At 33.0% G+C, this 26,943-nt stretch carries 38 protein-coding genes and 1 pseudogene; 1 reads left to right on the top strand and 38 read right to left on the bottom strand.

Annotated features, from left to right (window positions below):
- Window positions 1–62: 62 nt before the first annotated feature.
- Together L3J35_07945 and ppdK are read right to left on the bottom strand one after the other, a co-directional pair.
- Window positions 63–1,844, bottom strand: coding sequence for a hypothetical protein (locus tag L3J35_07945; GenBank protein ID MCF6366119.1), 1,782 nt, complete (start codon window positions 1,842–1,844; stop codon window positions 63–65).
- Between the two features lie 355 nt (window positions 1,845–2,199).
- The gene (gene ppdK / locus L3J35_07940) at window positions 2,200–4,908 is read right to left on the bottom strand and encodes a pyruvate, phosphate dikinase (GenBank protein MCF6366118.1); all 2,709 of its coding nucleotides are present in this window, start codon (window positions 4,906–4,908) and stop codon (window positions 2,200–2,202) included.
- A gap of 281 nt (window positions 4,909–5,189) precedes the next feature.
- Between ppdK and L3J35_07935 the strand changes: the two genes are divergently transcribed.
- Complete coding sequence (locus L3J35_07935; protein ID MCF6366117.1) at window positions 5,190–6,311, top strand: glycosyltransferase; 1,122 nt, start codon at window positions 5,190–5,192, stop codon at window positions 6,309–6,311.
- Between the two features lies 1 nt (window position 6,312).
- Here L3J35_07935 and L3J35_07930 read toward each other — a convergent pair whose 3' ends face one another.
- The 36 genes and pseudogenes from L3J35_07930 to L3J35_07755 form a co-directional block, all read right to left on the bottom strand.
- Window positions 6,313–7,773 carry a T9SS type A sorting domain-containing protein gene (locus tag L3J35_07930; GenBank protein ID MCF6366116.1) on the bottom strand — a complete coding sequence of 487 codons (1,461 nt, stop codon included), beginning with the start codon at window positions 7,771–7,773 and terminating at the stop codon, window positions 6,313–6,315.
- A gap of 82 nt (window positions 7,774–7,855) precedes the next feature.
- Window positions 7,856–8,443 (bottom strand): 50S ribosomal protein L17, encoded by a 588-nt coding sequence (gene rplQ, locus L3J35_07925; GenBank protein ID MCF6366115.1) that lies wholly within the window; start codon window positions 8,441–8,443, stop codon window positions 7,856–7,858.
- 4 nt (window positions 8,444–8,447) lie between these two features.
- Window positions 8,448–9,440, bottom strand: a complete 993-nt coding sequence (locus tag L3J35_07920; GenBank protein ID MCF6366114.1) for a DNA-directed RNA polymerase subunit alpha — start codon at window positions 9,438–9,440, stop codon at window positions 8,448–8,450.
- A 15-nt stretch (window positions 9,441–9,455) separates the two neighbouring features.
- Window positions 9,456–10,064 (bottom strand): 30S ribosomal protein S4, encoded by a 609-nt coding sequence (gene rpsD / locus L3J35_07915; protein MCF6366113.1) that lies wholly within the window; start codon window positions 10,062–10,064, stop codon window positions 9,456–9,458.
- Between the two features lie 30 nt (window positions 10,065–10,094).
- Window positions 10,095–10,487, bottom strand: coding sequence for a 30S ribosomal protein S11 (gene rpsK, locus L3J35_07910; GenBank protein ID MCF6366112.1), 393 nt, complete (start codon window positions 10,485–10,487; stop codon window positions 10,095–10,097).
- 21 nt (window positions 10,488–10,508) lie between these two features.
- Window positions 10,509–10,862 carry a 30S ribosomal protein S13 gene (rpsM, locus tag L3J35_07905; GenBank protein ID MCF6366111.1) on the bottom strand — a complete coding sequence of 118 codons (354 nt, stop codon included), beginning with the start codon at window positions 10,860–10,862 and terminating at the stop codon, window positions 10,509–10,511.
- A gap of 14 nt (window positions 10,863–10,876) precedes the next feature.
- A complete protein-coding gene (gene ykgO, locus L3J35_07900; protein MCF6366110.1) occupies window positions 10,877–10,993 on the bottom strand; it encodes a type B 50S ribosomal protein L36 in 117 nt (38 codons plus the stop codon).
- Between the two features lie 3 nt (window positions 10,994–10,996).
- The gene (gene infA, locus L3J35_07895; protein MCF6366109.1) at window positions 10,997–11,218 is read right to left on the bottom strand and encodes a translation initiation factor IF-1; all 222 of its coding nucleotides are present in this window, start codon (window positions 11,216–11,218) and stop codon (window positions 10,997–10,999) included.
- Window positions 11,219–11,227: 9 nt separating this feature from the next.
- The gene (gene secY / locus L3J35_07890; GenBank protein ID MCF6366108.1) at window positions 11,228–12,571 is read right to left on the bottom strand and encodes a preprotein translocase subunit SecY; all 1,344 of its coding nucleotides are present in this window, start codon (window positions 12,569–12,571) and stop codon (window positions 11,228–11,230) included.
- Between the two features lie 4 nt (window positions 12,572–12,575).
- The gene (gene rplO, locus L3J35_07885; GenBank protein ID MCF6366107.1) at window positions 12,576–13,022 is read right to left on the bottom strand and encodes a 50S ribosomal protein L15; all 447 of its coding nucleotides are present in this window, start codon (window positions 13,020–13,022) and stop codon (window positions 12,576–12,578) included.
- Window positions 13,023–13,043: 21 nt separating this feature from the next.
- Window positions 13,044–13,226: a 50S ribosomal protein L30 gene (gene rpmD / locus L3J35_07880; GenBank protein ID MCF6366106.1), complete on the bottom strand. Its 183-nt coding sequence runs from the start codon at window positions 13,224–13,226 to the stop codon at window positions 13,044–13,046.
- A 10-nt stretch (window positions 13,227–13,236) separates the two neighbouring features.
- The gene (rpsE, locus tag L3J35_07875) at window positions 13,237–13,755 is read right to left on the bottom strand and encodes a 30S ribosomal protein S5 (GenBank protein ID MCF6366105.1); all 519 of its coding nucleotides are present in this window, start codon (window positions 13,753–13,755) and stop codon (window positions 13,237–13,239) included.
- A 5-nt stretch (window positions 13,756–13,760) separates the two neighbouring features.
- On the bottom strand, window positions 13,761–14,120 hold the full coding sequence (gene rplR, locus L3J35_07870) for a 50S ribosomal protein L18 (GenBank protein ID MCF6366104.1): 360 nt from the start codon (window positions 14,118–14,120) through the stop codon (window positions 13,761–13,763).
- 23 nt (window positions 14,121–14,143) lie between these two features.
- Window positions 14,144–14,698: a 50S ribosomal protein L6 gene (gene rplF / locus L3J35_07865; GenBank protein MCF6366103.1), complete on the bottom strand. Its 555-nt coding sequence runs from the start codon at window positions 14,696–14,698 to the stop codon at window positions 14,144–14,146.
- A 28-nt stretch (window positions 14,699–14,726) separates the two neighbouring features.
- Window positions 14,727–15,122, bottom strand: coding sequence for a 30S ribosomal protein S8 (gene rpsH, locus L3J35_07860; protein ID MCF6366102.1), 396 nt, complete (start codon window positions 15,120–15,122; stop codon window positions 14,727–14,729).
- 22 nt (window positions 15,123–15,144) lie between these two features.
- Entirely contained in the window at window positions 15,145–15,414 is a 270-nt protein-coding gene (gene rpsN / locus L3J35_07855) for a 30S ribosomal protein S14 (GenBank protein MCF6366101.1), read from the bottom strand.
- 6 nt (window positions 15,415–15,420) lie between these two features.
- On the bottom strand, window positions 15,421–15,957 hold the full coding sequence (gene rplE, locus L3J35_07850; GenBank protein ID MCF6366100.1) for a 50S ribosomal protein L5: 537 nt from the start codon (window positions 15,955–15,957) through the stop codon (window positions 15,421–15,423).
- 11 nt (window positions 15,958–15,968) lie between these two features.
- On the bottom strand, window positions 15,969–16,298 hold the full coding sequence (rplX, locus tag L3J35_07845) for a 50S ribosomal protein L24 (protein MCF6366099.1): 330 nt from the start codon (window positions 16,296–16,298) through the stop codon (window positions 15,969–15,971).
- Between the two features lie 20 nt (window positions 16,299–16,318).
- Complete coding sequence (gene rplN, locus L3J35_07840; protein ID MCF6366098.1) at window positions 16,319–16,684, bottom strand: 50S ribosomal protein L14; 366 nt, start codon at window positions 16,682–16,684, stop codon at window positions 16,319–16,321.
- A gap of 2 nt (window positions 16,685–16,686) precedes the next feature.
- Window positions 16,687–16,944 (bottom strand): 30S ribosomal protein S17, encoded by a 258-nt coding sequence (rpsQ, locus tag L3J35_07835; GenBank protein MCF6366097.1) that lies wholly within the window; start codon window positions 16,942–16,944, stop codon window positions 16,687–16,689.
- A gap of 16 nt (window positions 16,945–16,960) precedes the next feature.
- Window positions 16,961–17,164, bottom strand: a complete 204-nt coding sequence (gene rpmC / locus L3J35_07830; GenBank protein MCF6366096.1) for a 50S ribosomal protein L29 — start codon at window positions 17,162–17,164, stop codon at window positions 16,961–16,963.
- Window positions 17,165–17,175: 11 nt separating this feature from the next.
- Window positions 17,176–17,601 carry a 50S ribosomal protein L16 gene (gene rplP, locus L3J35_07825; protein MCF6366095.1) on the bottom strand — a complete coding sequence of 142 codons (426 nt, stop codon included), beginning with the start codon at window positions 17,599–17,601 and terminating at the stop codon, window positions 17,176–17,178.
- Window positions 17,602–17,687: 86 nt separating this feature from the next.
- Window positions 17,688–18,350: pseudogene (gene rpsC, locus L3J35_07820) on the bottom strand (30S ribosomal protein S3).
- A gap of 4 nt (window positions 18,351–18,354) precedes the next feature.
- A complete protein-coding gene (gene rplV / locus L3J35_07815) occupies window positions 18,355–18,753 on the bottom strand; it encodes a 50S ribosomal protein L22 (GenBank protein ID MCF6366094.1) in 399 nt (132 codons plus the stop codon).
- Window positions 18,753–19,016, bottom strand: a complete 264-nt coding sequence (rpsS, locus tag L3J35_07810) for a 30S ribosomal protein S19 (protein ID MCF6366093.1) — start codon at window positions 19,014–19,016, stop codon at window positions 18,753–18,755. Before rpsS ends, rplV begins: the two co-directional genes overlap by 1 nt.
- Window positions 19,017–19,039: 23 nt before the next feature.
- Window positions 19,040–19,876 carry a 50S ribosomal protein L2 gene (rplB, locus tag L3J35_07805; protein ID MCF6366092.1) on the bottom strand — a complete coding sequence of 279 codons (837 nt, stop codon included), beginning with the start codon at window positions 19,874–19,876 and terminating at the stop codon, window positions 19,040–19,042.
- A 6-nt stretch (window positions 19,877–19,882) separates the two neighbouring features.
- Window positions 19,883–20,173, bottom strand: a complete 291-nt coding sequence (gene rplW, locus L3J35_07800) for a 50S ribosomal protein L23 (protein ID MCF6366091.1) — start codon at window positions 20,171–20,173, stop codon at window positions 19,883–19,885.
- Window positions 20,174–20,262: 89 nt separating this feature from the next.
- Window positions 20,263–20,895, bottom strand: a complete 633-nt coding sequence (gene rplD, locus L3J35_07795) for a 50S ribosomal protein L4 (GenBank protein MCF6366090.1) — start codon at window positions 20,893–20,895, stop codon at window positions 20,263–20,265.
- A complete protein-coding gene (gene rplC, locus L3J35_07790; GenBank protein MCF6366089.1) occupies window positions 20,895–21,512 on the bottom strand; it encodes a 50S ribosomal protein L3 in 618 nt (205 codons plus the stop codon). Before rplC ends, rplD begins: the two co-directional genes overlap by 1 nt.
- A 26-nt stretch (window positions 21,513–21,538) precedes the next feature.
- The gene (rpsJ, locus tag L3J35_07785; protein ID MCF6366088.1) at window positions 21,539–21,844 is read right to left on the bottom strand and encodes a 30S ribosomal protein S10; all 306 of its coding nucleotides are present in this window, start codon (window positions 21,842–21,844) and stop codon (window positions 21,539–21,541) included.
- A 21-nt stretch (window positions 21,845–21,865) separates the two neighbouring features.
- Window positions 21,866–23,974, bottom strand: coding sequence for an elongation factor G (gene fusA / locus L3J35_07780; GenBank protein ID MCF6366087.1), 2,109 nt, complete (start codon window positions 23,972–23,974; stop codon window positions 21,866–21,868).
- A gap of 12 nt (window positions 23,975–23,986) precedes the next feature.
- Window positions 23,987–24,463 carry a 30S ribosomal protein S7 gene (gene rpsG, locus L3J35_07775; GenBank protein ID MCF6366086.1) on the bottom strand — a complete coding sequence of 159 codons (477 nt, stop codon included), beginning with the start codon at window positions 24,461–24,463 and terminating at the stop codon, window positions 23,987–23,989.
- Window positions 24,464–24,535: 72 nt separating this feature from the next.
- Window positions 24,536–24,910, bottom strand: a complete 375-nt coding sequence (gene rpsL / locus L3J35_07770) for a 30S ribosomal protein S12 (GenBank protein ID MCF6366085.1) — start codon at window positions 24,908–24,910, stop codon at window positions 24,536–24,538.
- Between the two features lie 123 nt (window positions 24,911–25,033).
- Window positions 25,034–25,474 (bottom strand): hypothetical protein, encoded by a 441-nt coding sequence (locus L3J35_07765; GenBank protein ID MCF6366084.1) that lies wholly within the window; start codon window positions 25,472–25,474, stop codon window positions 25,034–25,036.
- Window positions 25,475–25,799: 325 nt separating this feature from the next.
- On the bottom strand, window positions 25,800–26,336 hold the full coding sequence (locus tag L3J35_07760; GenBank protein MCF6366083.1) for a hypothetical protein: 537 nt from the start codon (window positions 26,334–26,336) through the stop codon (window positions 25,800–25,802).
- Window positions 26,337–26,577: 241 nt separating this feature from the next.
- Window positions 26,578–26,808 (bottom strand): hypothetical protein, encoded by a 231-nt coding sequence (locus L3J35_07755; GenBank protein MCF6366082.1) that lies wholly within the window; start codon window positions 26,806–26,808, stop codon window positions 26,578–26,580.
- Between the last annotated feature and the right edge of the window lie 135 nt (window positions 26,809–26,943).

The raw sequence follows: 26,943 nt of genomic DNA, 5'->3' as shown, positions 1-26,943 counted from the left end.
ACACAAAAAAACTCTCACATTTTGTGAGAGTTTCTTTATGAAGATTTTTTATTTATCAATTATTATTCAATAACACCTCTGAATGCTGAGTTATCAATAAAATTCATAAATTCAACATCTTTTTTAGCATATTCTTTTAAAGTGCTTTCTTTCGATATTGCAATTCTTAAATTTTCAATAACATCATCAACTTTGTTTGCTTTTGCAGCAGTTACAGCTTTTAAATAATAGAATAAACCATATTCGCTGCTTCCTAAGTTATCTAAAGTGCTTATTGCAGTTTCATTTTCACCTGCTAAAGTTTCAGCTAATGCTTTATTAAACGAATCACTTGCAAAACTTGCAACAGCTTCGTTGTATTTAGCTCTTTTTATTAAAATAACACCTTTGTTATATTTTAAATTCGGAGATTTACAACCTGCGTTTTCTGCTCTTTCAAAATAATCCCAAGCTGCGTCAAGGTCACCTTCTGCTAATGCAAGAACTCCTAAATTATTTAATGCTGCAGGATTGTCACCTTTTTTAGATAAAACTTTCTCAAAGTTAGTTTTTGCGTCTGATAATTTTCCGTGTTTTGCCTGTACACAAGCTAAATTGTTCCACCCTCTCCAATCATCAGGATAATTTGATGTGTAAGTTTTATATGCTTCTTCCTTATTTGAACATTCGCTTATTGATGCAGCATAAATCATTTCTTCTTGTTGTAAACCGCTTGGATTTGAAGAAATCATTGTTTTTAACTCGCTGTCAGTTTTTGCTCTTCCTTGATATTCAAATTTAATTTCAGAACGCCTTAACATAGGAAGTATGTCTTTTCTTAAATTATCATATACTGCAGCTAATTTTTTAATTTCGCCTTCTCTTGTATCAGGGTCTGAATACATACTTAAAACCCTAAGGACTAATGCCTTATCTTCCATATCAGAAGCTTCAACTGCTTTTTTGAAACCTTCCCAGTCTTCAATAGGAGTTGTTTCCGTCATTACAAACTCTGTATTATCAATTTCTTCAATTTCTTCTTTTGAAAGCTCTTTGCTGAAAGCATTTTTAGAATTTTTTCCTCTTTCTGCAACTAACTTTTCATTTAGGTCTTGCGGTCCGTCAGGAGAAGCATAACTTGCAATTTTAATAGATTTTAACTCTTTATCAGGATCTGTTGAAGCATTCTTAATTGAAGTTTTCAAATTAGAAATTTCTTCTTTTCTTAATTCGTTTCTTTTAATATTAGATTTTTGAAGATCAAAATACAATTTTGCAACTTCTGTTTCTAATCTTACTTCAGGCTTAGTTATAGGAACCATAACTGTTTGTCCTAAAACTGTTCCTCTTTTAAGATTACCGTCAATGGTCATTCCTCCGTCAACTAATTCAGGTGTTGTAATAATACCGTCACAAAGTTTTACTTCTGTTACATTAGCAGATTTACCTTTTTGAGTAGAAATTTGGAAACTCAATTTTAAATCGGAAGCTCTGAATTTTGAGTCATAATCAATAGTGTCTTGAAACGAGAAAGTTCCTCCTTCCTTATAACTGATTTGCGTATAATTATCTTCAAATTTTTCACCGATTATCGTTTGTGTGGTGAAATTAACAACATTAGTTGTATTATCATCAGCAACCAATGAAGGGGTAATCACTAATTTAACGGTTTTACCGAAATATTTTGCGGGGAAAGTAACTTTCACATCAATCGGAACTTTACCTGCGTGCATTTCCAATGGGTTTGGAGTTGTTTTGTAATCGACTTCTCCGGCTTTTTTTACCATTTTACTTAATGGGTTACATCCGGTAAATATTGCAGCTGCAATAAAAAGTGATGAAAGAATAATTATTGATTTCTTCATAATTCTATTAATTAAACTGTTAATATTATATTCACATTTTACGCAAAATTAAGAATGTTTTCAATTTTAAAAAATTATTTTGGCAATTATTTTATAATAAATTCTTTATACTAAATTGATAACAACTGTTTATTCCGGTATTTGTTATATTTTATACGCTTTGTATTCTTTTTAGTTATCAAAAAAATAATATTGCATTTGCAGCTCTAAAAATATATTCATGTTATTAAGCACATTACATTTAGATTTATCATCTCACAAAAGCTGAAAAGTAAAATTTAATTCATATAATTTAAAATGCTCCTTTTATTAATTAAAATAATCGGAGCATTTTAAATAGTTACAGAAATACTTGTTATATTTCTTCTCTGATAGTTGCTTGTGCAGCTGCAAGTCTTGCAATAGGCACGCGGTATGGTGAACAACTGACATAGTCTAATCCTACTCTGTGGCAGAATTCTACTGATGATGGTTCGCCGCCGTGTTCGCCGCAAATTCCGAGTTTGATGTTCGGACGAGTTTGACGACCTTTTTCAACAGCCATTTTAACAAGTTGTCCTACGCCTTCTTGGTCTAACACTTCAAAAGGATCATTTTTTAAGATACCTTTTTTAAGATAAACCGGCATGAACACACCTGTATCATCACGAGAATAACCGAATGCCATTTGAGTTAAATCATTAGTTCCGAATGAGAAAAATTCTGCTGATTTAGCAATTTCGTCGGCAGTTAATGCTGCACGAGGAATTTCAATCATTGTTCCGACGAGATGTTCGATAGTATCATTGTATTCAGCAAAAATCTTTTTGATTGTATCTCTTACAATATCTTCCTGCATTTTCATTTCGGCATAAGTTCCTGTTAAAGGAATCATAATTTCCGGATGTGCAGCAATACCTTTCTTTTTAAGGTTAAGAGCAGCTTCGATTATTGCACGAGTTTGCATGATTGTAATTTCCGGATATGTATTTCCGAGACGGCAACCTCTGTGTCCGAGCATTGGATTAGATTCGTGCAAGCTATCTACTTTTGCTTTGATAACATCAATGGAAACGCCCATTTCGTCAGCCATTTCTTGCTGTCCTTTTGTATCGTGAGGAACAAACTCATGCAACGGCGGGTCAAGTAAACGAACCGTTACCGGAAGATCTTGCATTGCTTCAAATATGCCTTCAAAATCTGTTCTTTGGATAGGAAGTAATTTGTCAAGTGCTTCAATACGTCCGGCTTCGTCTTTTGCAAGAATCATTTTACGCATAGCAACAATTTTTTCTCCGTCAAAGAACATGTGTTCTGTCCTTGTCAGTCCGATACCTTTTGCTCCAAAACCGCGAGCAACTTCCGAGTCGTGAGGTGTGTCAGCATTTGTGCGAACATACATACGTGCATATTTATCGGCAAGTTCCATGATTTTTGCAAAATCACCGCCGACTTCGGGTTTAATTGTTGCAATTTTACCGTCATAAACAACACCTTCTGAGCCGTTTAAAGAAATCCAATCGCCTTCTTTGTAAGTTTTGCCTTCGGTTTGCATTGTTCGTGCTTTATAGTCAATTTTTATTGAGCCGGCACCTGACACACAGCATTTTCCCATTCCGCGAGCAACAACAGCAGCATGAGATGTCATACCGCCTTTTGCAGTTAAGATGCCGTTTGCAATGTTCATTCCTTCTAAATCTTCAGGAGAAGTTTCGATACGAGCAAGAATTGTGTTTTCGTATTTTTCGGCTTCATCGGCAAAGAAGACAAGTTGACCCGTTGCAGCTCCGGGAGATGCCGGTAATCCTTTTGCTTGAACTTCGGCAGCAGCCATTGCAGCTTTATCGAAAACGGGGTGTAATAATTCATCTAATTTTTCAGGTTCTTGGCGCATAATTGCTTCTTTTTCGTCAATCATTCCTTCTTGTACCATGTCTATTGCAATTCTAATCATTGCAGCTCCGGTACGTTTCCCGCCTCGTGTTTGCAATAACCAAAGTTTACCGTCTTGAATGGTGAACTCTAAATCTTGCATATCTGAATAATGTTGTTCTAATTTATTTTGAATGTCATCTAATTCTTTATATCTCTCAGGCATTACTTCTTCTAATGAAGGAAAATTCGCAGCTCTGTCTTCTTCTGTAACATTAGCTAATTTTGCCCATCTTTTTGAACCTTCTAAAGTAATTTGTTGAGGAGTTCTTACACCTGCAACAACATCTTCGCCTTGAGCATCAATTAAATATTCTCCTGTGAAAATATTCTCTCCTGTTCCGGCATCACGCGTAAAAGCAACACCGGTTGCTGAGTTTTTACCCATATTACCATAAACCATAGCTTGAACATTTACTGCTGTCCCCCACTCTTCCGGAATTTTGTTCATTCTTCTGTAATAGATTGCTCTGTCTGTATTCCAACTGTCAAAAACAGCCATAACAGAACCCCAAAGTTGTTCCCACGGATCATCAGGGAAACTGTGTCCTGTTTTTTTCTTAACAGCGTCTTTAAATTGAGTAACAAGTATTTTAAAATCTTCAACCGTAAAATCAAGATCTGATTCATATCCTTTTTCTTCTTGAAGTTTTTCCATTATTTCTTCAAACGGATCAATATCTTCTTTTGATTCAGGTTCCATACCGAGAACAACATCTCCGTACATTTGAACAAACCGACGATATGAATCCCAAGCAAAACGAGCATTCCCTGTTTTTTTTGCAATTCCTTCAACAGCTTTGTCGTTAAGACCCAAGTTAAGAACTGTGTTCATCATACCGGGCATTGAAACTCTTGCACCTGATCTTACAGAAAGTAAAAGTGGATTTTCTTTAGAACCGAACTCTGTTCCCATTATTTTTTCAACATATTTTACAGCTGCTTCAACTTCTTTTTTTATTAATTCAACCGTTTTGTCTTGACCTACTTGATTGTACTCTGTACAAACTTCAGTTGTAATCGTAAATCCGGGAGGTACCGGAACACCGACTAGATTCATTTCGGCAAGATTTGCACCTTTTCCGCCGAGAAGATTTTTCATTTCTGTTTTTCCTTCAGCTTTTTTATTTCCGAAGGTATAGACTCTTTTCATGTCTGCCATATTAAATTAATTTAAATGTATATTCTATATTTTTTTACTTTCAAAAATTATTTTTTGCAATCTTGCAAAAGTAACATTAAATGGAATACTACAAAAAAAGGGCGGTGTATTTTATAGCATGAAAAAGTTACTGTATATTAAATTAAGTCTTTATAACTACTCCGATAAAAGACTATTGAATATTTTAAAAATTGCCATTCTTCATTATCATATAAATTTATACTTTTGAGACTATTAAATATATTATATTCTCTATTAAAAAACAATATTTTATGTACAGTTTTATAATATTAAGTATGATAGTTTGTCTTTTTTATGGCTTACAAATTATAATATATATATATGGTTTTAATAAACAAGAAGTATATAACAGAAGTAAGAATAATATAATAAATGAATATAAAACGTATTTATCAGTTATTATTCCGTTCAAAAATGAAGAAAAAAAATTACCGAGTTTAATTAAAAACCTTCAAAATCAAAGCTTAAATACAGTCTATTTTGAGATATTATTTATTAATGACCATTCAAGTGATGATTCTGAACAAATTGTTAAAAGATTAATCAAAGACATCAATCATTTTAGCTTAATATCTCTGACAACTTCTCAAAAAGGAAAAAAGGAAGCTATTAAAGAAGGTATTTCTCATGCAAAAGGAGAATTAATTGTAACCAGTGATGCTGATTGTAATCATCAACCGAATTGGTTAGAAGAACTGTTTTTTTTCTATTCAGAAAATAATCCTAAAATGATAATTGCTCCTGTTTTAATGACCGGAAACAGTTTTTTTCAAAGAATTCAATCGTTAGAATTTCTGAGTCTTACGGGTTCAACAGCAGGAGCTGCAGGAATAAAGCATCCGATAATGTGTAACGGTGCAAATTTAGCATTTGAAAAAGATGTATTTTTTGAATTTGAAGATGTATTAAATAATAAAGAAGCATCCGGTGACGATGTTTTTTTGCTGCATAATATTAAAAAGAAATACCGTAAAGATATTTATTATTTAAAATCAAACAATGCAGTTGTAAATACTGAAGCTGAAAATTCTTTAAAATCTTTTTTTAAACAAAGAATAAGGTGGGCATCAAAGAGCAAATCTTATACTGATTTTGATACAATTTTGAGTTCTTTTATTGTGTTATTTATAAACCTTTTAATTGTCGGTTTGTTTATCGGTTCTTTTTTTAACAGCGGTTTTTTTACGGTGTTTATTTCCGTATTTATTTTGAAAATGTTGATTGATTTTATTATTCTGTATTTAACGGCTGTTTTTTTTAAACAAAAGAAACTTTTAGTATTTTTCCCGATATTAGTTATATTTTATCCTTTTTATATTGCTTTTACGGGTATTTTTTCTTTTTTTGTTAAAAGTGTGAATTGGAAAAATTAAACTACTTAATAACCGATATTTTTTTTATTATTTGACCTTCTGAAGTTTGTATTTTCAACAAATAAATTCCGTTTGGAATATTTGAAATATTAATCTTCTTTTTATTTGAAGACAGAAATTGTTTACCCGATATATTATAAAACTCAATTTTAATACTTCCCGGGCCTGTTATCTGAATAAAATCTTTTGCCGGATTAGGATATACCTTAAATTCGCTGTTTATTATATCAATATCACTCGAGGCAGCTTCAATCACGGCAATTTCCCAATCCTGCGTTAAAGGTAAGGTTTCATGTGAAACAGTATAAATAACAGGTGCTGTTGAAAAGTCTTGAGAAGTTCCTGCTTCGGGATTAATTATAAACCCGTCATAAATTGTAATTGCAGGTGCAATATTTGTTAAATCGGTACCGAAAGGAACAGGAACTGTTATTTGATAGTTTATTGAATCAATAATTGTTTCTCCGTTTTGATTCGGAATTGCTACATCAATAATATCAGGTCCTGCATTTTTTACTGATGCAAACCAAGACCGAATTACCTTTGTATATTCATTTGTAACAAAGTATTCAACCGGACCTGATGAGAAATCTACAATTACTCCGCTTTGCGGTGAAATATAAAATCCGAGCGGGACACTAATTTCCGGAGCTAATGCTTTTAAAGATGTATCAGCAGGCATAACAACTTTTATAGTATAATCAGGCTCATTGATTATTTCTGTTGTCAAAAGTTGACCTTCAATATTAAATGACAAAACTTCAGGAACAGCTGCATTATATGCACCTATAACATTCATTACCAAATGCATATCACCGTATCCGATTTCTTCGAGATTAACGGGATTTTCTACTCCGCATTGCGGTGCTCTGATATAGGTATTATCTGTTTGTCCTTCATTATTTGAACCGATAAAAAGCATATTGTTATCTTCTTGACCGTCAGGAATAAAAACTTCTGCAACAAGCACAGTTCCGAAAGGAACAGAAACAGCCGGATTAACCGAAATACTTTTAATTGTACCGGATTCATTATTATTTATATCAAAAGAAATATTTCTTTGAAGATGCAGACTGTCAAGTGTAACAGAATTACCGTTATATTCTGACATAACATAAAGCCTTAGCTCTGCAGGTTGTGTTGTTCCTGTTCCGCTCTCTGCTATTGCTATTCCGACTTCAACTTGCTGTACACTCCAATCACTGTTTAAGTTAAAGTAGTTATATAAATCAAAAACACGATAGTAGGAGTTTTCATAATGTATTCCGTTGGCGTTGCATGAAACAGATGTTCCTGTATTTATATTTTGACTTAGAGAATGTGTAACAGAAAAAAAAGTGTCTGTTTTTATATTGTACTTTTCGTTATTAATAATTTCCGCATTTTTATAGCCTGAAAAATCCTGAGCATTAATATAAAATGCACAAAACATCAAAACAGTAACTATTTTTAGTCTTTTCATTATTTTAATCTTTCACAATAATACAAAAATAAAAAAAGAGAGTCAAACAAGACTCTCTTTTTTTTAAAATTTAACAGAATAATTATTCTTTTTCTTCTGTATCATCTTCTTTAATTTCTTCTGTTTTATCTTCAACCTTGTTTTCCGATTTTACGTCTTCTGTTTTCTTTTCTTCTTGTTTTTCTTCAACTATTGTATCTTCAACTTTTTCTTCTTGCTTATTTGTTTCAACAGTTTTTGAAGTATCTTTTGCTTTACCTCTACGAGTTCTTTTTTTCGTTGATTTTGCTGTTTTTTCAGAGAAATAATTTTCATTATAATCAACTAATTCTATTATACACATTTCAGCATTATCACCTAATCTGTTTCCCATTTTTAAGATTCGAGTATAACCTCCTTTTCTGTCGGCAACTTTTTGTGAAACTTCTCGGAATAATTCAGTAACAGCATTTTTATTTTGCAGTTTTCTGAATACCATTCTTCTGGAATGTGTTGTATCGTCTTTTGTTCTGTTAATTAAAGGTTCAACAAACACTCTTAAAGCTTTTGCTTTTGCAACAGTTGTTTTTATTCTTTTATGCTCAATTAAAGAAATAGCCATATTCGTCAACATTGCTTTTCTGTGAGCTGATTTTCTGCTTAAATGATTAAATTTCTTCCTGTGTCTCATTGCTTTATTCCTTATCTAATTTATATTTACTGACATCCATCCCAAATGACAAATCTCTGCCGATTAATAAGTCTTCAATTTCAGTTAATGATTTTTTTCCGAAATTTCTGAATTTTAATAAGTCATTTTTATTAAATATGACTAATTCTCCAAGTGTGTCAACATCAGCAGCTTTTAAACAATTTAAAGCTCTTACTGATAAATCCAAATCGACAAGTTGAGTTTTCAACTGTTGCCTCATGTGTAAGATTTCTTCATCAAATTCTTCATTTTCTTTCTTTTCTTCCGAGTCAAGAGTAATTTTTTCATCAGAGAAGAGCATGAAATGTTGAATTAATATTTTTGCTGCTTCTTTCAGAGCTTCTTTCGGGTAAATAGAACCGTCAGTATCTATATTAAAAATTAATTTTTCATAGTCTGTTTTTTGACCGACACGATAGTTCTCAATTGTATATTGAACATTTTTAATAGGTGTAAAAATTGAATCAACAGCAATCAGCCCTATTTCACCTGTATTAATTTCATGTTCGTCTGCCGATACATATCCTCTTCCTTTATTAATTGTCATTTCAATTTGCAAACGAACGTCTTTTTCCATATTGCAAATAAGTAAATCGGGGTTTAGTACCTCAAAGTCTGACATATAATTATTAATATTCCCGGCAGTGAATTTTGTTTTACCGCTTATATTAATAATAATTCTTTCACTTTCAGATTCTTCAGTAAGTCTTTTGAACCTGATTTGTTTGAGGTTAAGAATAATTCTCGGAATATCTTCAACTACACCTGTTATTGTAGAAAATTCATGATCAACTCCTTCAATTTTAATTGAAGTTATTGCAAAACCTTCTAATGAGGATAGTAATATTCTTCTTAATGCATTACCTATCGTAATACCGTAACCGGGTTCAAGAGGACGAAATTCGAACTGACCTGAAAAATCATCCTGTTCGATCATAATGACCTTATCCGGAGTTTGAAAATTTAAAATAGCCATAAAATAATATATTTCCTATTTTGAATATAATTCAACGATTAATTGTTCTTTGATATTCTCAGGAATATCATCTCGTTCCGGTAAATTAACAAATTTACCTTTTAAGTTTTCAGTATCCCATTCTAACCAAGAATATTTTGTATGGGAGCCTTTAGACAAAGATTCAGAGATTATTTCTAATGATCTGGACTTTTCTCTTACTCCTACAATATCACCTGGTTTTAATGTATAAGAAGGTATGTTAACTAAATCATCGTTAACGGTAACATGCCTGTGAGAAACAAGTTGTCTTGCTGCTGACCTTGAAGGAGCAATTCCTAATCTGAAAACAACATTATCTAATCTTGATTCTAACAATTGTAAAAACACTTCACCTGTAATACCTTTAATGCCTGCAGCTCTTTTAAATATATTATAAAATTGTTTTTCCAACAATCCGTAGGTATATTTAGCTTTTTGCTTTTCTTTTAATTGAATTCCGTATTCAGATATTTTTCTTCTTCTTCTGTTTGGTCCGTGTTGTCCGGGCGGATAATTTTTCTTTTCGAACGCTTTGTCAGGACCAAATATCGGAGAACCGAATTTTCGGGCTATTTTTGTTTGTGGGCCTCTATATCTTGCCATTATATATAAAATTTACTATATTATTTAAAATTAAACTCTTCTTCTTTTCGGCGGTCTGCAACCATTATGAGGAACAGGAGTAATATCTTGTATCTCTGTTACCATAATTCCGGCAGTATGAATTGCTCTGATTGCAGCTTCACGACCGTTACCGGGACCTTTAACAAAAACTTTAACTCTTCTTAAACCAAGTTCATGCGCTACCTTTGCACAATCTTCTGCAGCAACTTGTGCAGCATACGGTGTATTCTTTTTAGATCCTCTGAACCCCATTTTACCGGCAGATGACCAAGATATAACTTGACCTGTACTGTTAGATAAAGTTATAATAATATTATTGAATGAAGAATGTATATGAGCTTGTCCGGCAGCTTCAACAATAACTTTTCTTTTTTTTGTCGGTTTTGTATTTTTCTTTGCCATATTATTATAAATAACTATTTTTTAAAATATCCTTCTTACTTTTCTGGTACGTGCATTATTTTTTGTTTTTTGTCCTCTTACGGGCAAACCTATTCTGTGACGTATTCCTCTATAACAACCTATATCTCTTAATCTTTTGATATTCATTTGTTTTTCAGATCGTAATTCACCTTCTATTGTATAATTATCAACAATGATATTACGAATATTCCCTTTTTGCTCATCAGTCCAATCCTTTACTTTAGCATTTCTGTCAACTTTTGCTTTATCAAGAATCCTTTGAGCGGTTGTTTTACCGACTCCGTAAATATATGTCAAAGATATTTCACCTCTTTTATTATCCGGTATGTCAACACCTGCAATTCTAGCCATAATTTATTTGTTTAATATTAACCTTGTCTTTGTTTAAACTTAGGGTTTTTTTTGTTAATAACGTAAAGTCGTCCTTTTCTTCTGACAATTTTACAATCAGCGCTTCTTTTTTTTACTGATGCTCTAATTTTCATAACTTAATTTTTATATCTGTATTTAATTCTTCCTTTTGTTAAATCATAAGGAGACATTTCAACCTTTACTTTATCTCCGGGTAAAATTCTTATATAATGCATTCTCATTTTTCCTGCTATGTGTGCAGTTATTATATGTCCGTTTTCAAGTTCTACTCGAAACATTGCATTAGATAAAGCTTCTTTTACTATTCCGTCTTGTTCTATTGAAGGTTGTTTAGCCATAGTTTTTATTTACATTGAAATTTGAGAAGCTCCTGCTCTTCCGGCAATTCTTCCTGATTTTGTTAAACCGTCGTAATGTCTCATGAGCAAGTGACTTTCAATATGTTGTAATGTGTCCAGAACAACCCCTACAAGAATAAGTAATGATGTTCCTCCGTAAAAATAAGCAAATTGGTTATTTACCCCGGCAATCATTGCAAATACCGGTAATATCGCGATTAGAGCAAGAAATACCGAGCCCGGAAATGTAATCCGTGACATTATTTGGTCCAAATGCTCAACTGTTTTCTTTCCGGGTTTTACACCGGGTATAAAACCTCCGTTTTTCTTCATATCCTCTGCCATTTGTGTCGGATTAACCGTAATTGCGGTATAGAAGTATGTAAAAATTACCACTAATAAGCCGAAAGTAAAGTTATACCAAAACCCTGTAATATCAGCAAATGCAGAGGCAATAGAGGTTGTGGTTTCACTATCGAACCTTGTAAGCATCATCGGTAAAAACATTAAAGCTTGTGCAAATATGATAGGCATTACACCTGCCGCATTAACTTTTAAAGGAATATATTGTCTTACTCCTCCGTATTGTTTATTCCCGACAATTCTTTTTGCATATTGAACAGGAACTCTTCTTACGGCTTGAACAAGTGCAATTGAAGCAACAAACACAAGGAATAAAACAACCATTTCAATTATGAATGAAATAAAACCGCCGCCTGTTGAATCTAATTTTGAAACTAATTCAGCTGCAAATGATTGAGGTAATTTTGCAATAATACCGATCATTATAAGTAAAGATATACCGTTTCCTATACCTTTATCGGTAATTCTTTCTCCGAGCCACATCGTAAACATTGTTCCCGCAATTAAAATTAATATCGCTGAAAACAAAAATAAGCCCTGGCTTTGCATTAAAAAAGCTTCTGCCGGTAATTGATAATTTAAGTTTGCGATATATGCCGGAGCTTGAAAACCGGTTATAAGAACAGTAAGGTACCTTGTAATTTGATTAATTTTTTTTCTTCCGCTTTCGCCTTCTCTTTGTAATCTTTGAAAATAAGGAACTGCCATACCCAGTAATTGAATAACAATTGAGGCTGAGATATAAGGCATAATTCCTAATGCAAATACAGATGCATTTGCAAAAGCACCGCCTGAGAACATATTTATCATTCCGACAATCCCTTTACTGGACTGTTCTTGAAGAGCACCAAGTGCTAAAGGATCAACACCGGGTATCACAACGTGAGCACCAAGCCTGTATATAAGGATTAAGCCAAGTGTTGCAAGAATTTTATTACGCAAATCTTCAATTGCAATAATGTTCTTTATTGTCTGAATAAATTTCTTCATTAATCTAAATTTTTTCTGCTTTACCGCCTGCTTTTTCAATAGCTTCAACTGCAGACTTTGAGAATGCATGAGCTTTTACTTCTATTTTTGTTGATAATTCGCCGTTTGCAAGGATTTTCACTAAATCATTTTTTTGAATAAACCCTGCTTGCTTAAGTGTATCAACATCAATTATTGTTATTGATTTATCTTTAGCAAGTTTTTCAAGAATTTCAATATTAATAGCTTTATATTCAACTCTGTTAATATTTCGGAACCCGAATTTCGGTAAACGTCTGTGAATAGGCATTTGACCGCCTTCAAATCCGAATCTTCGAGAATAGCCTGAGCGTGACTTTTGTCCGTTGTGACCACGTGTTGCGGTACGTCCTTTACCTGAGCCGATACCTCTTGCTATTCTTTTTCTCTTTTTTATTGAACCTTTTGCCGGTTTTAAATTACTTAAATCCATCGTATATTATTTCAGGTATAATTATTTTATTTTCTCAATTGAAATGAGATGACTAACTTTTCTGACCATTCCTTTTATTTGGTCATTTTCATTATGTTCCGCAACGCTGTTAATTTTTCCGAGCCCGAGAGCTTGAAGTGTAGCTTTTTGTCTTTCAGTTGCACCTATGGAACTTCTTCTTTTTGTAATTCTAATCTTTGCCATTTTATTTGTTCTATCCGTTAAACACTTTATCAATAGGAACTCCTCTGTGCTGTGAAACCGTATAAGCATCTCTCATAGTCAACAAAGCTTTCATTGTAGCCTTTACAAGATTATGAGGGTTTGATGATCCTTTTGATTTAGCTAATACATCTTTAACCCCTGCACTTTCAAGTACTGCACGCATTGCACCGCCGGCTTTAACACCTGTTCCGTGAGAAGCAGGAATCATTAATACGTCAGCACCGCCGTATCTTGCTGTTTGTTTGTGCGGTATTGTATTATTCAGTACCGGTACTTTATGAAGGTTCTTTTTTGCGTCTTCAATACCTTTTTGAATAGCAGTAGCAACATCTCCTGCTTTTCCTAATCCGTGTCCTACAATACCGTTTTCATCTCCGACAACAACTATTGCTGCAAAACTGAAAGTTCTTCCGCCTTTAGTTACTTTAGTTACTCTTTTAATTGCAACTAACCTGTCTTTAAGTTCTAAATCAGTATTTCTAATTTGTTTTTCGTTACCTTTTGACATGTTTTTTAAAATTTAAGTCCTCCTTTTCTTGCAGCTTCGGCTAATGCTTTAACTCTGCCGTGGTATAAATATCCGCCTCTGTCAAACAAAACAGTTGCAATTTTTTTATCTTTTGCTTTCTCAGCAATTTTTTTTCCGACCAAACTTGCAATTTCAGTTTTATTTTTAACTTTTTGATTAGCAATATCTTTATCGCCTGAAGATGCAGATACAATTGTTTTAGCATCTATATCATCAATTAATTGCACATAAATATGTTTATTGCTTCTGAAAACAGATAATCTGGGAGAATTAACTGTTCCGTTTATTTTTTTTCTGATACGCTTTCTTATACGTATTCTTCTTTCTCTTTTTGATAAAGCCATTTTAAATAAATTTAATAGAATTATTAATCTGTTGCTGCTTTTCCTACTTTTTTTCTTACATATTCTCCGACATATCTTATTCCTTTTCCTTTATATGGTTCGGGTTTTCTGAAAGAACGTATTTTTGCTGCAACTTCTCCTAACAATTGTTTATCAAAACTTTTTACAGTTATAAAAGCATTTGCTCTTTTTTCTTGTTGAACTTCGGCACTTACTTCTTCAGGTAATTGAAGTATAATCGGATGTGAGTATCCTACCTGCAATTCTAGCAACTTGCCGGAAACTGAGGCTCTGTATCCGACACCTATGACTTCCAATTTTTTTTCAAAACCTTTTGATACTCCTTCCAACATATTGAAAACAAGCACTCTTGACAAACCATGAAAAGCTTTATGAGTTTTTGAATCTGAGGGTCTTGTAACATTAATTACATTTCCTTCGAACTCAAATTTGATATCTTTGTGAATTTTTTGTGTTAATTCGCCAAGTTTACCTTTAACTGTAACGACATTATCATCCGAGACATCAATTTTAACTCCGTCAGGTATATTTATCGGTAATTTCCCTATTCGTGACATATCTTTGTTTTATTCTTATTCAAACTTATTAATAAACATAACATATAACTTCGCCTCCGACATTTTGTCTTGCTGCTTCTTTATTTGTCATAACACCTTTTGAAGTAGAAATAACAGCAATTCCCAATCCGTTTAATACACGCGGCATTTCTTTTGCGGGTGTATATTTTCTTAATCCCGGTGTACTTACTCTTTCAAGTTTTCTGAATGCCGGCACTTTAGTTTTAGGATGGTATTTCAAGGCAATTTTAATCATACCTTGTTTATTGTCTTCTTCAAATTTATAACTTAAAATGTAACCTTGATTAAACAATATCTCGGTTATTCCTTTCTTTAATTTAGAAGCAGGTATTTCAACCACTCTGTGTTTTGCCATAACGGCATTTCGTATTCGAGTTAAGTAATCTGCTACAGTATCTGTAATCATTGTTTTTAATTTAATATTTTTACCAACTTGCTTTTTTTACTCCGGGAATTAGTCCTTGTGATGCCATTTCTCTGAATGTAATTCTGCTGATTCCGAATTGACGCATATATCCTTTTGGTCTTCCTGTTAAACTACATCTGTTATGTAGCCTGACTTTCGAAGAGTTTTTAGGTAATTTTTGTAATCCTTCCCAGTCTCCTTCTGCTTTAAGTTTTGCTCTTTTAGCAGCATATTTGTCAACAAGCTTTTGTCTTTTTCTCTCTCGAGCTTTCATTGATTCTTTAGCCATACTGTCTTATTTTTTAAAAGGAAATCCGAATTGTTTTAATAAAGCATAACCTTCTTCATCAGTTTTTGCAGATGTTACAAAAGTTATATTCATTCCCATTATTTTATCGATTTTATCTAATTCAATTTCAGGAAAAATAATTTGTTCTTCAATACCTAATGTATAGTTACCTCTTCCGTCAAGTTTTCCGGGAACTCCGCGAAAATCTTTCATCCGGGGTATCGCTACTACAAGGAGCTTTTCCAAGAATTCATACATATTATCTTTTCTTAAAGTTACTTTAACACCGATAGGCATTCCTTCTCTTAACTTAAAGTTAGATATATTTAATCTTGAATTTCTTTGTACCGCTTTTTGACCTGAAATAATTGTCATTTCTTCTTGTGCAGAATTTACAATTTTTTTATCTGCTACGCCTTGTCCTATTCCTTGGTTTAAAACGATTTTATCCAATCTGGGAACTTGCATTACACTTGTGTAATTAAATTCCTTCATCAGAGCAGGGGTTATTTCTTCTCTGAATTTTTTCTTTAATGTCGGAATTCTCTTTTCCATTATTTAATCTCTTGTTGGTTCTTAGACTTTTTTGAATAACGAACTAATTTGTTGTTATCTTTTAATTTTCTGCCGATTCTTGTTGCTTTACCTGTTTCGGGGCAAACAACATTTAGATTTGACATGTGTATTGCTGCTTCTTCTTTAATGATTCCGCCTTCGGGATATTTTGCATTTGGTTTTGTGTGTTTTGAAATAATATTAGCACCTTCCACAATTGCTCTGAATTTGTCTCTGTTAATTTTTAAAACACGACCTTTTTTTCCTTTGTCATTGCCTGAATTAACAATAACAATATCTCCTTTCTTTATATGTAACTTCTTTTGCATCAGAATTTATTTTTTTCTATTTATAATACTTCGGGAGCTAATGAAATAATTTTCATATTTGTTTTTCTTAATTCTCTCGGAATCGGTCCGAAAACACGTGTTCCTCTCATTTCTCCCGTTGCATTTAAAAGGACAACAGCATTATCATCAAAACGTATATAAGAACCGTCTTTCCTTCTGATTTCTTTTTTAACTCTTACGACTATGCCTGTTGTAACAGTTCCTTTTTTAATTTCACTTGCAGGAATTGCACTTTTAACGGTAACTACAACTTTGTCGCCGATTGTTGCATAACGTTTTTTTGTTCCTCCCAATACTCTGATAACTAAAACTTCTTTTGCTCCGCTGTTATCAGCCACATTTAATCTACTTTCTTGTTGTACCATGATTATTTAGCTCTTTCAATAATTTCAACTAATCTCCATTTTTTTCTTTTGCTGATAGGTCTTGTTTCAGCAATTTTTACAGTATCACCCATTTTACATGTATCTTCCTCGTCGTGAGCAATGTACTTAGTAATCTTGGTAATGTATTTACCGTATATCGGGTGTTTAAATCTTCTTCGAACAGCAACTGTAATTGACTTTTGCATTTTATCTCCTGTAACAACTCCTGTTCTTTCTTTTCTTAGATTTCTTTGTTCCATTGTAATTTACTCTTAATTAAGATTTAGTTTCGTTTAATTCTCTTTGACGTACTTCAGTTTTTAAACGTGCAATAAATCTTTTTGATTCAGTTATTTGTTTCGGATTTTCGAGATCAGATATTTTATGATTCATTCTTAAACTTGTTAAGTTTTTTTGTTCATTATCTAATCTTTCAAAAATCTCTTTTGTTGTTAACTCTCTTATTTCAGAATTTTTCATCAATCTTAATATTAAATAGTTTCAACGTAATCTCTTCTGACAATAAATTTTGTCTTAACCGGTAATTTTTGAGCGGCTAATCTCATTGCTTCTTTAGCAACTGCTAACGGTACGCCTTCTGCTTCAAACAAAATTCTTCCCGGTAGTACCCTTGCTACAAACAATTCCGGTTCTCCTTTACCTTTACCCATTCTAACCTCTGCGGGTTTTTTAGTAACCGGTTTATCAGGAAATACACGAATCCAAATATTACCTTCTCTTTTCATATATCTTGTAACAGCCTGTCTGGCAGCTTCTAATTGTCTGCCTGTTACCCATGCAGTTTCAAGTGACTTAATAGCAAACGAACCAAAAGCAATTGTAGTTCCTCTTCCGGAATTACCCTTCATTCTGCCTTTTTGTTGCTTTCTGAATTTTGTCTTCTTGGGTTGTAACATCTTCTTTTATTTATATCTTGTGTATTATTTTAGTTCCTTTTTCTTCCTCCGGGTTTTCTTCCTTTTACAGGTGGTCTTCTTTTTGATTTCGCTTTTGAAAAATTAGGTGTTAAATCTTGTTTTCCGAATTTTTCACCTCTGCAAATCCAAACTTTTACTCCTATTAGACCAACTTTTGTTAATGCTTCGGCATTATGATAATCAATATCTGCTCTAAGTGTATGTAAAGGAGTTCTTCCTTCTTTAAACATTTCACTACGAGCCATTTCAGCACCATTCAATCTTCCGGCAACTAATACTTTTATTCCTTCTGCACCCATTCTCATGGTAGATGATACTGCCATTCTTACTGCTCGTCTGTAAGCAATTTTTCCTTCGATTTGTTTTGCAATATTTTCAGCAACAATTACGGCATCAAGTTCAGGTTTTTTAATTTCAAATATATTAATTTGAATATCTTTACCTCCTGTAATTTTCTTTAATTCCTCTTTTAATTTATCGACTTCTTGTCCTCCTTTACCAATAATGATACCGGGCCTTGAAGTTGTTATTGTAACAGTAATCAGCTTTAATGTTCTTTCAATAATTATTCTTGAAATACCTGCTTTTTGTAATCTCGCTTTAAGATATTTTCTGATTTGACTGTCTTCTTTAATTTTATCGGCATATTTATCTCCGCCGAACCAATTAGAGTCCCAACCTCTGATTATACCAAGTCTATTACTTATCGGATTTATTTTTTGTCCCATTCTGTTATTTTTCTTTACTGTCAATAAATAAGGTAACGTGATTTGACCGTTTTCTGATTCTGTGAGCTCTTCCTTGCGGAGCCGGTCTGTATCTTTTTAACATTCCTGCGGAATCAACACGTATTTCTTTTACATAAAGAAAACTGTCTTCCGGTTTTGCACCTTCATTTTTATTTTCCCAATTTGCAATAGCAGATTTTAATAATTTTTCTAATCTGCCGGAAGCTTCTTTAGGGTTATATTTCAAAATATCCAGAGCTTTTAAAACTTCTTTGCCTCTGATAAGATCAGCAACCATCCTCATCTTTCTGGGAGATGTGGGACATTTTTTCAGTATAGCAAAATATTGGTTTTTTTTTGCTTCTTTAATCCTTTCGGCTCTTTCTTTTTTACGTACGCCCATTATTTTTTCTTTTTGTGTCCTCTATAAGTTCTTGTCGGAGAAAATTCGCCTAATCTGTGTCCGACCATATTTTCTGTTACATAAACCGGAATAAATTTTTTCCCGTTATGTACGGCTATTGTATGTCCTACAAAGTCAGGTGAAATCATTGAATTTCTTGCCCAAGTTTTAATAACTTTCTTTTTTCCTGACTCCCCCATTTCAACAACTTTTTTTTCAAGTCTTATATCAATATAGGGTCCTTTTTTGAGAGATCTGCTCATAAAAATTTATTTATAATCTTTAACTACTTCTTACGTTTTTTAGATTTTCTTCTTTCAACAATATACTTATCAGACGGTTTTTTACCTCTGGTTTTAAAACCTTTGGCTAATAATCCGTTTCTTGATCTCGGGTGTCCTCCTGATGATTTACCTTCGCCGCCGCCCATCGGGTGATCAACAGGGTTCATCGCAACACCTCTTACTCTGGGTCTTCTCCCTTGCCATCTTGTTCTTCCTGCTTTACCTGATTTTTGAAGAGCGTGATCTGAATTTGAAACTGTTCCGATAGTTGCTCTGCAAGTTGCAAGTATTTTTCTGATTTCGCCGGAAGGAAGTTTTACTACAACAAATTTTCCTTCTTTTGAAACTAATTGTGCATATGATCCTGCACTTCTTGCTAATTCTGCTCCTTTTTTTGGTTGTAATTCAACATTATGAACTACTGTACCCAACGGGATATCAGATAAAAATAAAGTGTTTCCGATTTCGGGAGCTATTTCTTTACCGGATATAATAACATCATCTACCTTAAGACCGTTCGGAGCAATGATATATCTTTTTTCACCGTCTGCATAAAATAATAATGCTATAAATGCTGTACGATTAGGATCATATTCAATTGTTTTAACAGTAGCGGGAACTCCGTCTTTATTACGTTTAAAATCGACTATTCGGTAAGTTTTTTTATGTCCGCCGCCGATATAACGCATAGTCATTCTACCTTGGTTATTTCTTCCTCCTGATTTGCTTTTTCCTTTTGTTAAGGATTTTTCAGGTTTTGAAGTTGTAACCTCTTCAAAGGTATTGATGATTTTTCTTCTCTGTCCGGGTGTAACCGGTTTTATTTTCTTTACTGCCATTATTTCTTATATATTGCTGTAAAAATCAATTGTATCGCCTTTTGCTAACGCTACGATAGCTTTTTTATATGATTTAGTTTTTCCTTTAATTAATCCGGATTTTGTATGACGTGATATTCTTTTTCCGCCGTAAATCATAGTATTTACACTATCTACAGTAACACTATAAAGTTTTTCAACTGCTTTTTTAATCTCAACTTTATTTGCTTTCTTATCAACAATAAATCCGTACTGGTTAAGTTTTTGACTTTTACCGGTCATTTTTTCGGTTATTATTGGTTCAATAAGGATATTCATCATTTTTATATTTAATCATTCTTAATCGTCAAAAATAAAATTTGCCAATGTTTTTTAGTTAAATTCGGCATAATCTCTTCTCTTTTTTCTTAATTAACACCAAAAACTTGGTTTATCTTATCAACTGAGCTTACTGTTAAGACTAAAGTTTCACTGTTTAACACATCATAAGTTGTTAGTTGTGATGTTGTTAACACTTTAGAATGCTTCAAATTACGAGCGGACAAATATATGTTTTTATTTTCATTAGATAAAACTAAAACAGACTTTTTATCATTAATTTTTAAATTATTTTTTAAATCAATGTACTGTTTAGTCTTAGGTGTCTGAAAATCAAAGTCCTCAAGAATAATAATTTTTTTCTCTTTAGCTTTATAAGACAAAGCGGATTTTCGAGCTAACTGCTTTACTTTTTTATTTAATTTAAAGCCGTAGTTTCTCGGTCTCGGTCCGAAGACTCGTCCTCCTCCTCTGTATAAAGGATTTTTCATTGTACCTGCTCTTGCAGTACCGGTTCCTTTTTGTCTTTTAATCTTTTTAGTGCTACCTTTAATTTCACCTCTTTCTTTTGCTTTATGTGTTCCTTGTCTTTTGTTAGCAAGGTTTTGTTTTACATCAAGGTAAACTACATGGTCATTCGGTTCGACAGCAAAAATTTCATCTGCTAATTCGATTTTTTTTCCTGTATCCTTTCCGGAAATATTAAGTATATTCAGTTCCATTACTTTTCAATTATTACGTAAGTACCTTTAGACCCCGGTACGGATCCTTTTACAACAATAAGATTATTTTGAGGAATAATCTTCATAACTCTTAGGTTTAGGACTTTAACTCTTGCTCCGCCCATTCTTCCTGCCATTCTCATACCTTTAAAAACTCTTGACGGATAAGATGATGCTCCCAGAGAACCCGGAGCTCTTAATCTGTTATGTTGTCCGTGAGTTGCATCACCGACTCCTTTAAAGTTATATCTTTTAACTACCCCTTGAAAACCTTTCCCTTTAGATATTCCGGTAACATCTACCCAAGTATCATCATTAAAGAAATCAACGGTTAAGGTTTCTCCTACTTTATATTCTTTTCCGTCTAAAGAAAATTCAACAAGCTTTCTTTTAGGAGAAGTTTTAGCATTTTTGAAATGCCCCATTTGAGGTTTGTTTGTGTTTTTCTCCTTTTTGTCATCGTATGCAATTTGAACAGCTTCGTAACCATCGTTTTCGATCGTTTTGATTTGTGTTACAACGCAAGGTCCGACTTCTAAAACAGTGCATGGAATATTATTTCCCTCGGCACTGAAAACGGATGTCATTCCGATTTTTTTTCCAATTAATCCGGCCATTTTTCGTTTTTTACAAGTTTATTTTATCAAACTTTTATTTCTACATCTACCCCGCTAGGTAGCTCTAACTTCATTAGTGCATCAACTGTTTTAGGAGTTGAACTGTATATGTCAATTAATCTTTTGAAAGCAGAAAGTTGAAATTGTTCTCTTGATTTCTTGTTTACAAAAGTTGACCTTAATACAGTAAAAATTCTTTTTTGTGTAGGCAAGGGTATTGGCCCGCTTACTACTGCACCTGTTGCTTTTACAGTTTTTACAATCTTTTCGGCAGAGTTGTCTACCAAATTATGATCGTAAGATTTTAGTTTTATTCTAATTTTTTGTGCCATTTAAAAAAGCATTAATTATATTTATACAAATATTTTTCCTGTTAATCTTGCAATTATATTATCTGAAATTTTTTTATCAACTTGACCGTAATGTGAAAATTCCATAGTTGAAGATGCTCTTCCGGAACTAAGAGTTCTTAATATCGTAACGTAACCGAACATTTCAGCTAAAGGTACTTGAACATTTATCACTTGAATATTCAATCTTTCAGATGTTCCGTTGATTTGTGCTCTTCTTTTGTTCAAATCTGAAATAATGTCGCCCAAATATTCCCCCGGAGTTAATATTTCAACATCCATAATAGGTTCTAATAAAATAGGTTCGGTTTTTTGTGCTGCATTTCTGTATGCTTGTCTGGCTACTATTTCAAAAGCCAGTTCATCTGAATCTTCATTGTTATATGACCCGCCTATTAATTCAACTTTGATATTATCTAACGGGTAACCTACGAGAGGTCCGTTGTTCATTGCTTCTCTAAAACCTTTTTCAATAGACGGAATAAATATTTTCGGTATTCTTGTTTCATCAACACTGTTAGTAAATAAGAATTTATTTTCATCATCATCAAGAGGTGAAATTCTTACTTTTATTTCTGCAAATTTACCTTTACCGCCTGTTTCTTTATCAAATATTTCATTGTGCTCAACCTGTTTAGTTAAAGCTTCTTTATAAGATACTTGTGGTTTACCTTGATTACATTTAACATTAAATTCTCGATCTAATCTGTCGATAATAATTTCTAAATGCAGCTCTCCCATTCCGGAAATAATTCTTTGCCCTGTGTCTTCATCAACTTTTACTTTAAAAGTAGGGTCTTCTTCTGCCAAAATTTGTAATGACGCATTTAACTTTTCAATATCTTTTTGAACTTTGGGTTCTATGACGATACCGATTACGGGTTCAGGGAATTTAATATTTTCCAGAATAACTTGCTTATTTTCTGCCGAAAGTGTGTCTCCTGTTTGAATATCTTTAAATCCGACAACAGCACAAATATCTCCTGCAAATACTTCATCTTTTGCAATTTGTTTATTTGCGTGCATTTGGTAGATATTAGCTAATCTTACCCTTTTATTTGTTCTCGGGTTATACACATTGCTTTTAGCTTTTAATGAACCGGAATAAATTCTTACATAAGCTAATTTTCCTATAAATTTATCAGCGGCTATTTTAAAAACTAATGCTGATAAAGGTTCTTCTCTATCAGCTTTTCTTTCTACTTGAGTATCGTTTTTAGGATTTATTCCTTTAACGGGAGGTATGTCGGTGGGGCAAGGCAGATATTCAATAATTGCATTCAGCAGCATTTGAATTCCTTTGTTTTTGAATGCAGAACCGCAAAAAACCGGGACTACATCCTTTTTCAGCACAGCCTTTCTTGCAACTGCTTTAAAATCTTCAACACTAATCTTACTTCTGTCTTCAAAAAACAATTCCATCATATTATCATCGAACTCGATAATACTTTCAATGAGATGTTCTCGCCATTCTTCAACTGTGTCTTTTAAATTTTCAGGAATATCGCTAGTTTTATAATCAGTTCCGTATTGGTCGTCTTCTTCCCAAGTAAATGCTTTTCTTTCAATTAAATCAATTACACCTGTAAAATCATCTTCTGAGCCGATAGGGATTTGAAAAGGGATTGCATTTCCTCCGAGTTTTTCTTTTATTTGTTCAACTACACCAAAAAAATCGGCACCCGGTCTGTCCATTTTATTTACGAATGCAATATCGGGTACATTATATTTGTCGGCTTGTCGCCAAACTGTTTCTGATTGCGGTTCAACACCGCCTACTGCACAGAAAACAGCAACAGCACCATCCAATACTCTTAGAGACCGTTCAACCTCAACAGTAAAGTCAACGTGTCCGGGAGTGTCAATGATGTTAATTTTATACTTATGGTCGTTTAAATCCCAATAAGTAGTTGTGGCAGCAGAAGTAATTGTAATACCGCGTTCTTGTTCTTGCTCCATCCAATCCATGGTTGCAAGACCGTCGTGAACTTCACCGATTTTATAATTCACACCGGTATAATACAATATCCTTTCGGTTGTTGTAGTTTTACCGGCATCAATGTGAGCCATGATACCAATGTTGCGTGTATATTTCAGTTCTTCAATTGCCATTTTATGTTAAACTTAGAATCTGAAATGTGCAAATGCTTTATTTGCTTCAGCCATTCTATGTGTTTCTTCTTTTCTTTTAAAAGCTCCGCCTTCACCTTTGTATGCGTCCAAGATTTCGGATGCCAATTTTTCAGCCATTGATTTACCTCTTCTTGCTCTTGCAAACTTAATCATGTTTTTCATGCTGATTGACATTTTTCTTGAAGGGTTAACTTCTGTAGGGACTTGAAATGTTGCTCCTCCTACTCTACGGCTTTTTACTTCAACCTGAGGTGTAACATTTTCAATTGCTTTTTTCCAAATTTCAAGTGGTGCAAGCTCAATATCTTTTGCTCTTTGCTCAACAATATCAAGTGCATCATAAAAAATACCGTATGAAATATTCTTTTTACCGCTTAACATTAGATTATTCACAAACAAAGTGACCTGCAAATCATTAAATTTAGGGTCTGCTTGAATTTTAAAATTTCTTTTCTTCTGATTTCTCATTTAACTGAGTTTAAAGTTTAAAGTTGAAAGTATTTTATACTTTATATATAACTTAACAAGCTTAAATATTTTTTATTTTTTAGGTTTTTTAGTTCCGTATTTTGATCGTCTTTGCGTTCTGTCGTCAACCCCCTGTGTATCGAGGGTTCCCCTTACAATATGATAACGAACACCGGGAAGATCTTTGATTCTTCCGCCTCTTACAAGCACAATACTGTGTTCTTGCAGGTTGTGTCCTTCACCCGGAATATAAGCGTTTACTTCTTTTCCGTTTGTTAACCGAACTCTTGCAACTTTACGCATTGCTGAATTTGGTTTTTTTGGTGTAGTTGTATATACTCTTACACAAACTCCACGCTTCTGAGGGCTTGAATTCAGTGCCGGAGATTTACTTTTTTTCTCTACACGTTTTCTTCCTTTTCTTATTAACTGTTGAATTGTAGGCATTTCGTTATATTTTTTTTATTCGGGCTGCAAAGTTAGAATTATTTTTTTTTAATGCAACGTTTTTTTAATTTAAATTTAAAAATTTAGCAGGATATTTTATGAACAGGAAGGAAAGACTTAAAGTTAAGTTGAAAGTTTGAAGGTAAAAGTTGAAAGTTTTTTTTCTGTATTTACATAAAGCATTCTTTTAACAACGTAGTTAAAGACGTATGCTGTCGTTGCACTCGTTACAAACGAGTGCCGGCGGGGACCGTTCATGTTTATAAGCCCGAAGTTTGTAAGATGTTCGTACCCTGTGTAGCCTCTTCCGTTCACAATAGTGAGGGTGTGGCTTAGAGCCACGCCCTCACTTGGGTATTTCCAAGTTTCGGGGTTTCTTGCTCTGCCCCATGCGTCAAAACTTTGCTCGGCAAGTAAATTGCCTTCGTTGTCGGTTATGTGTGTTATTGAGCCGATGTGGTCGGTGTAGGTGAAGAGCAGTTCGTCCGTGCCGTTTGTTGTTTTGTATATTGCACCGCCGGGCAGGAAGCAGTATTCGGTTATGTTTGTATGATATGTTTGCAACTTATTTGCTTTTACTTATGCAAATATAGTTATTTTTTGCCGAAAATAAAAGTTAATGCCGTGCATTTAAACAGTTTGTATTCATCGGATGTCTTAAAGTCATCCGATGAATAGGTTTGCCGGAATTGAATGGTGTATGTGCAAATTTTGCGGAGCAGGGAGAAACTTAACATTTTATAATATTTAAAAAACTTTTTGTAAATGCTCTCGCATTTATGTAGCTGCAAGCTACAATTTATTACCTGCATAGCTTGGAAGCTGTGCAGAACGGCTTTGTCTTTTTATTTTATACCTACGCTGAACTGGCGAACCGGGACTGAAATATTTATTCTATTTCTTGTAATATTGAATCAATTTTTGATATAACCTCATCTTTAAATTTTTCTCTAATTGCATTTCTTTCTTTTCTGTCAATAGAATAATAAGAAATAGCTCTTGAATCTAATGAATCTTTTTTAACCCAAACTAATTGTAAGCTATTATAACTGTTAAAATCACCTACTACAAACCAATAATAAAAATTATTGTTAGGCGATTTGCATAAATAGTACTTATTCATTATACCGGGAGCAAAAGGATAATAATATCCGTTTTTTTTATAAAATTCCATTTTATTTCTATAAATTGTGTCTCTTGCATATTTTCTTATAGTATTATTTATTACGGAATCATCAATATGATGTTCTTTTGCTTCATCCATAAAATTCATACATGCACTATCAATTGTGTTTGCCGGATAATCATATGTATGTTCATATATTAATGTTGCCACATTAAAATAACGGCATGAAGAAATAAACAAAAGTAAAATAAGAACTATTGGTTTAAAAACCATATTGATGTTTGAAATACTGAGTGCCATAATAAATTCCGGTTTTATTTATAGTAAAAAATAATGCATTTTTATAAGCTGCCCATGATAAACTCGGATTTGTGAAAAGATTCTTTGTTCCTAAAAAATAATTTCTACCGGCAAATTGCCAATCTGCGTTTAATCCGACTTCATCATAAACAAGATTTTTCCATCCTCTGCTATTTAATGATTTTCTTGCAATATCTTGTTGAAATCCAATTGCATCAACAAAATTGGGATCATCAATTGGTTATTTCGTTGCCTTCTTTAAGTTCAGTTTTCTTTCTTTGGTTGTTTTAAACCAAAAATGAAATTTTCCTTTATGTTTTGTTTGATGATAAATATCAAAGACTTTAATTATTTCATAAAACTTATTCCAATTTCCTGTACAATCAATAAAGATACGATTGTATCCACAGTTACTCTCTAACATATAGTACTCAGCAGCATTTGAATACCCTGCATGTGGCTCATAACTCATTATTTCATCTAATTCTACTTTACGAAGTTAAAAAAATGCTCGAAATAATGAAAAAAAGTTGTTAGTTTGATTGTAAATTGTTAATTTAGAACAAATTATACAAGCTATTAATATCGCTGATTTTATTTGATAAAC

It is taken from the genome of Bacteroidales bacterium (assembly GCA_021648725.1).
Classification (GTDB): Bacteria; Bacteroidota; Bacteroidia; order Bacteroidales; family JAADGE01; genus JAADGE01.
Note: the sequence above shows the minus strand (reverse complement) of the source record. Positions and strands in the feature narration are given on the sequence as shown.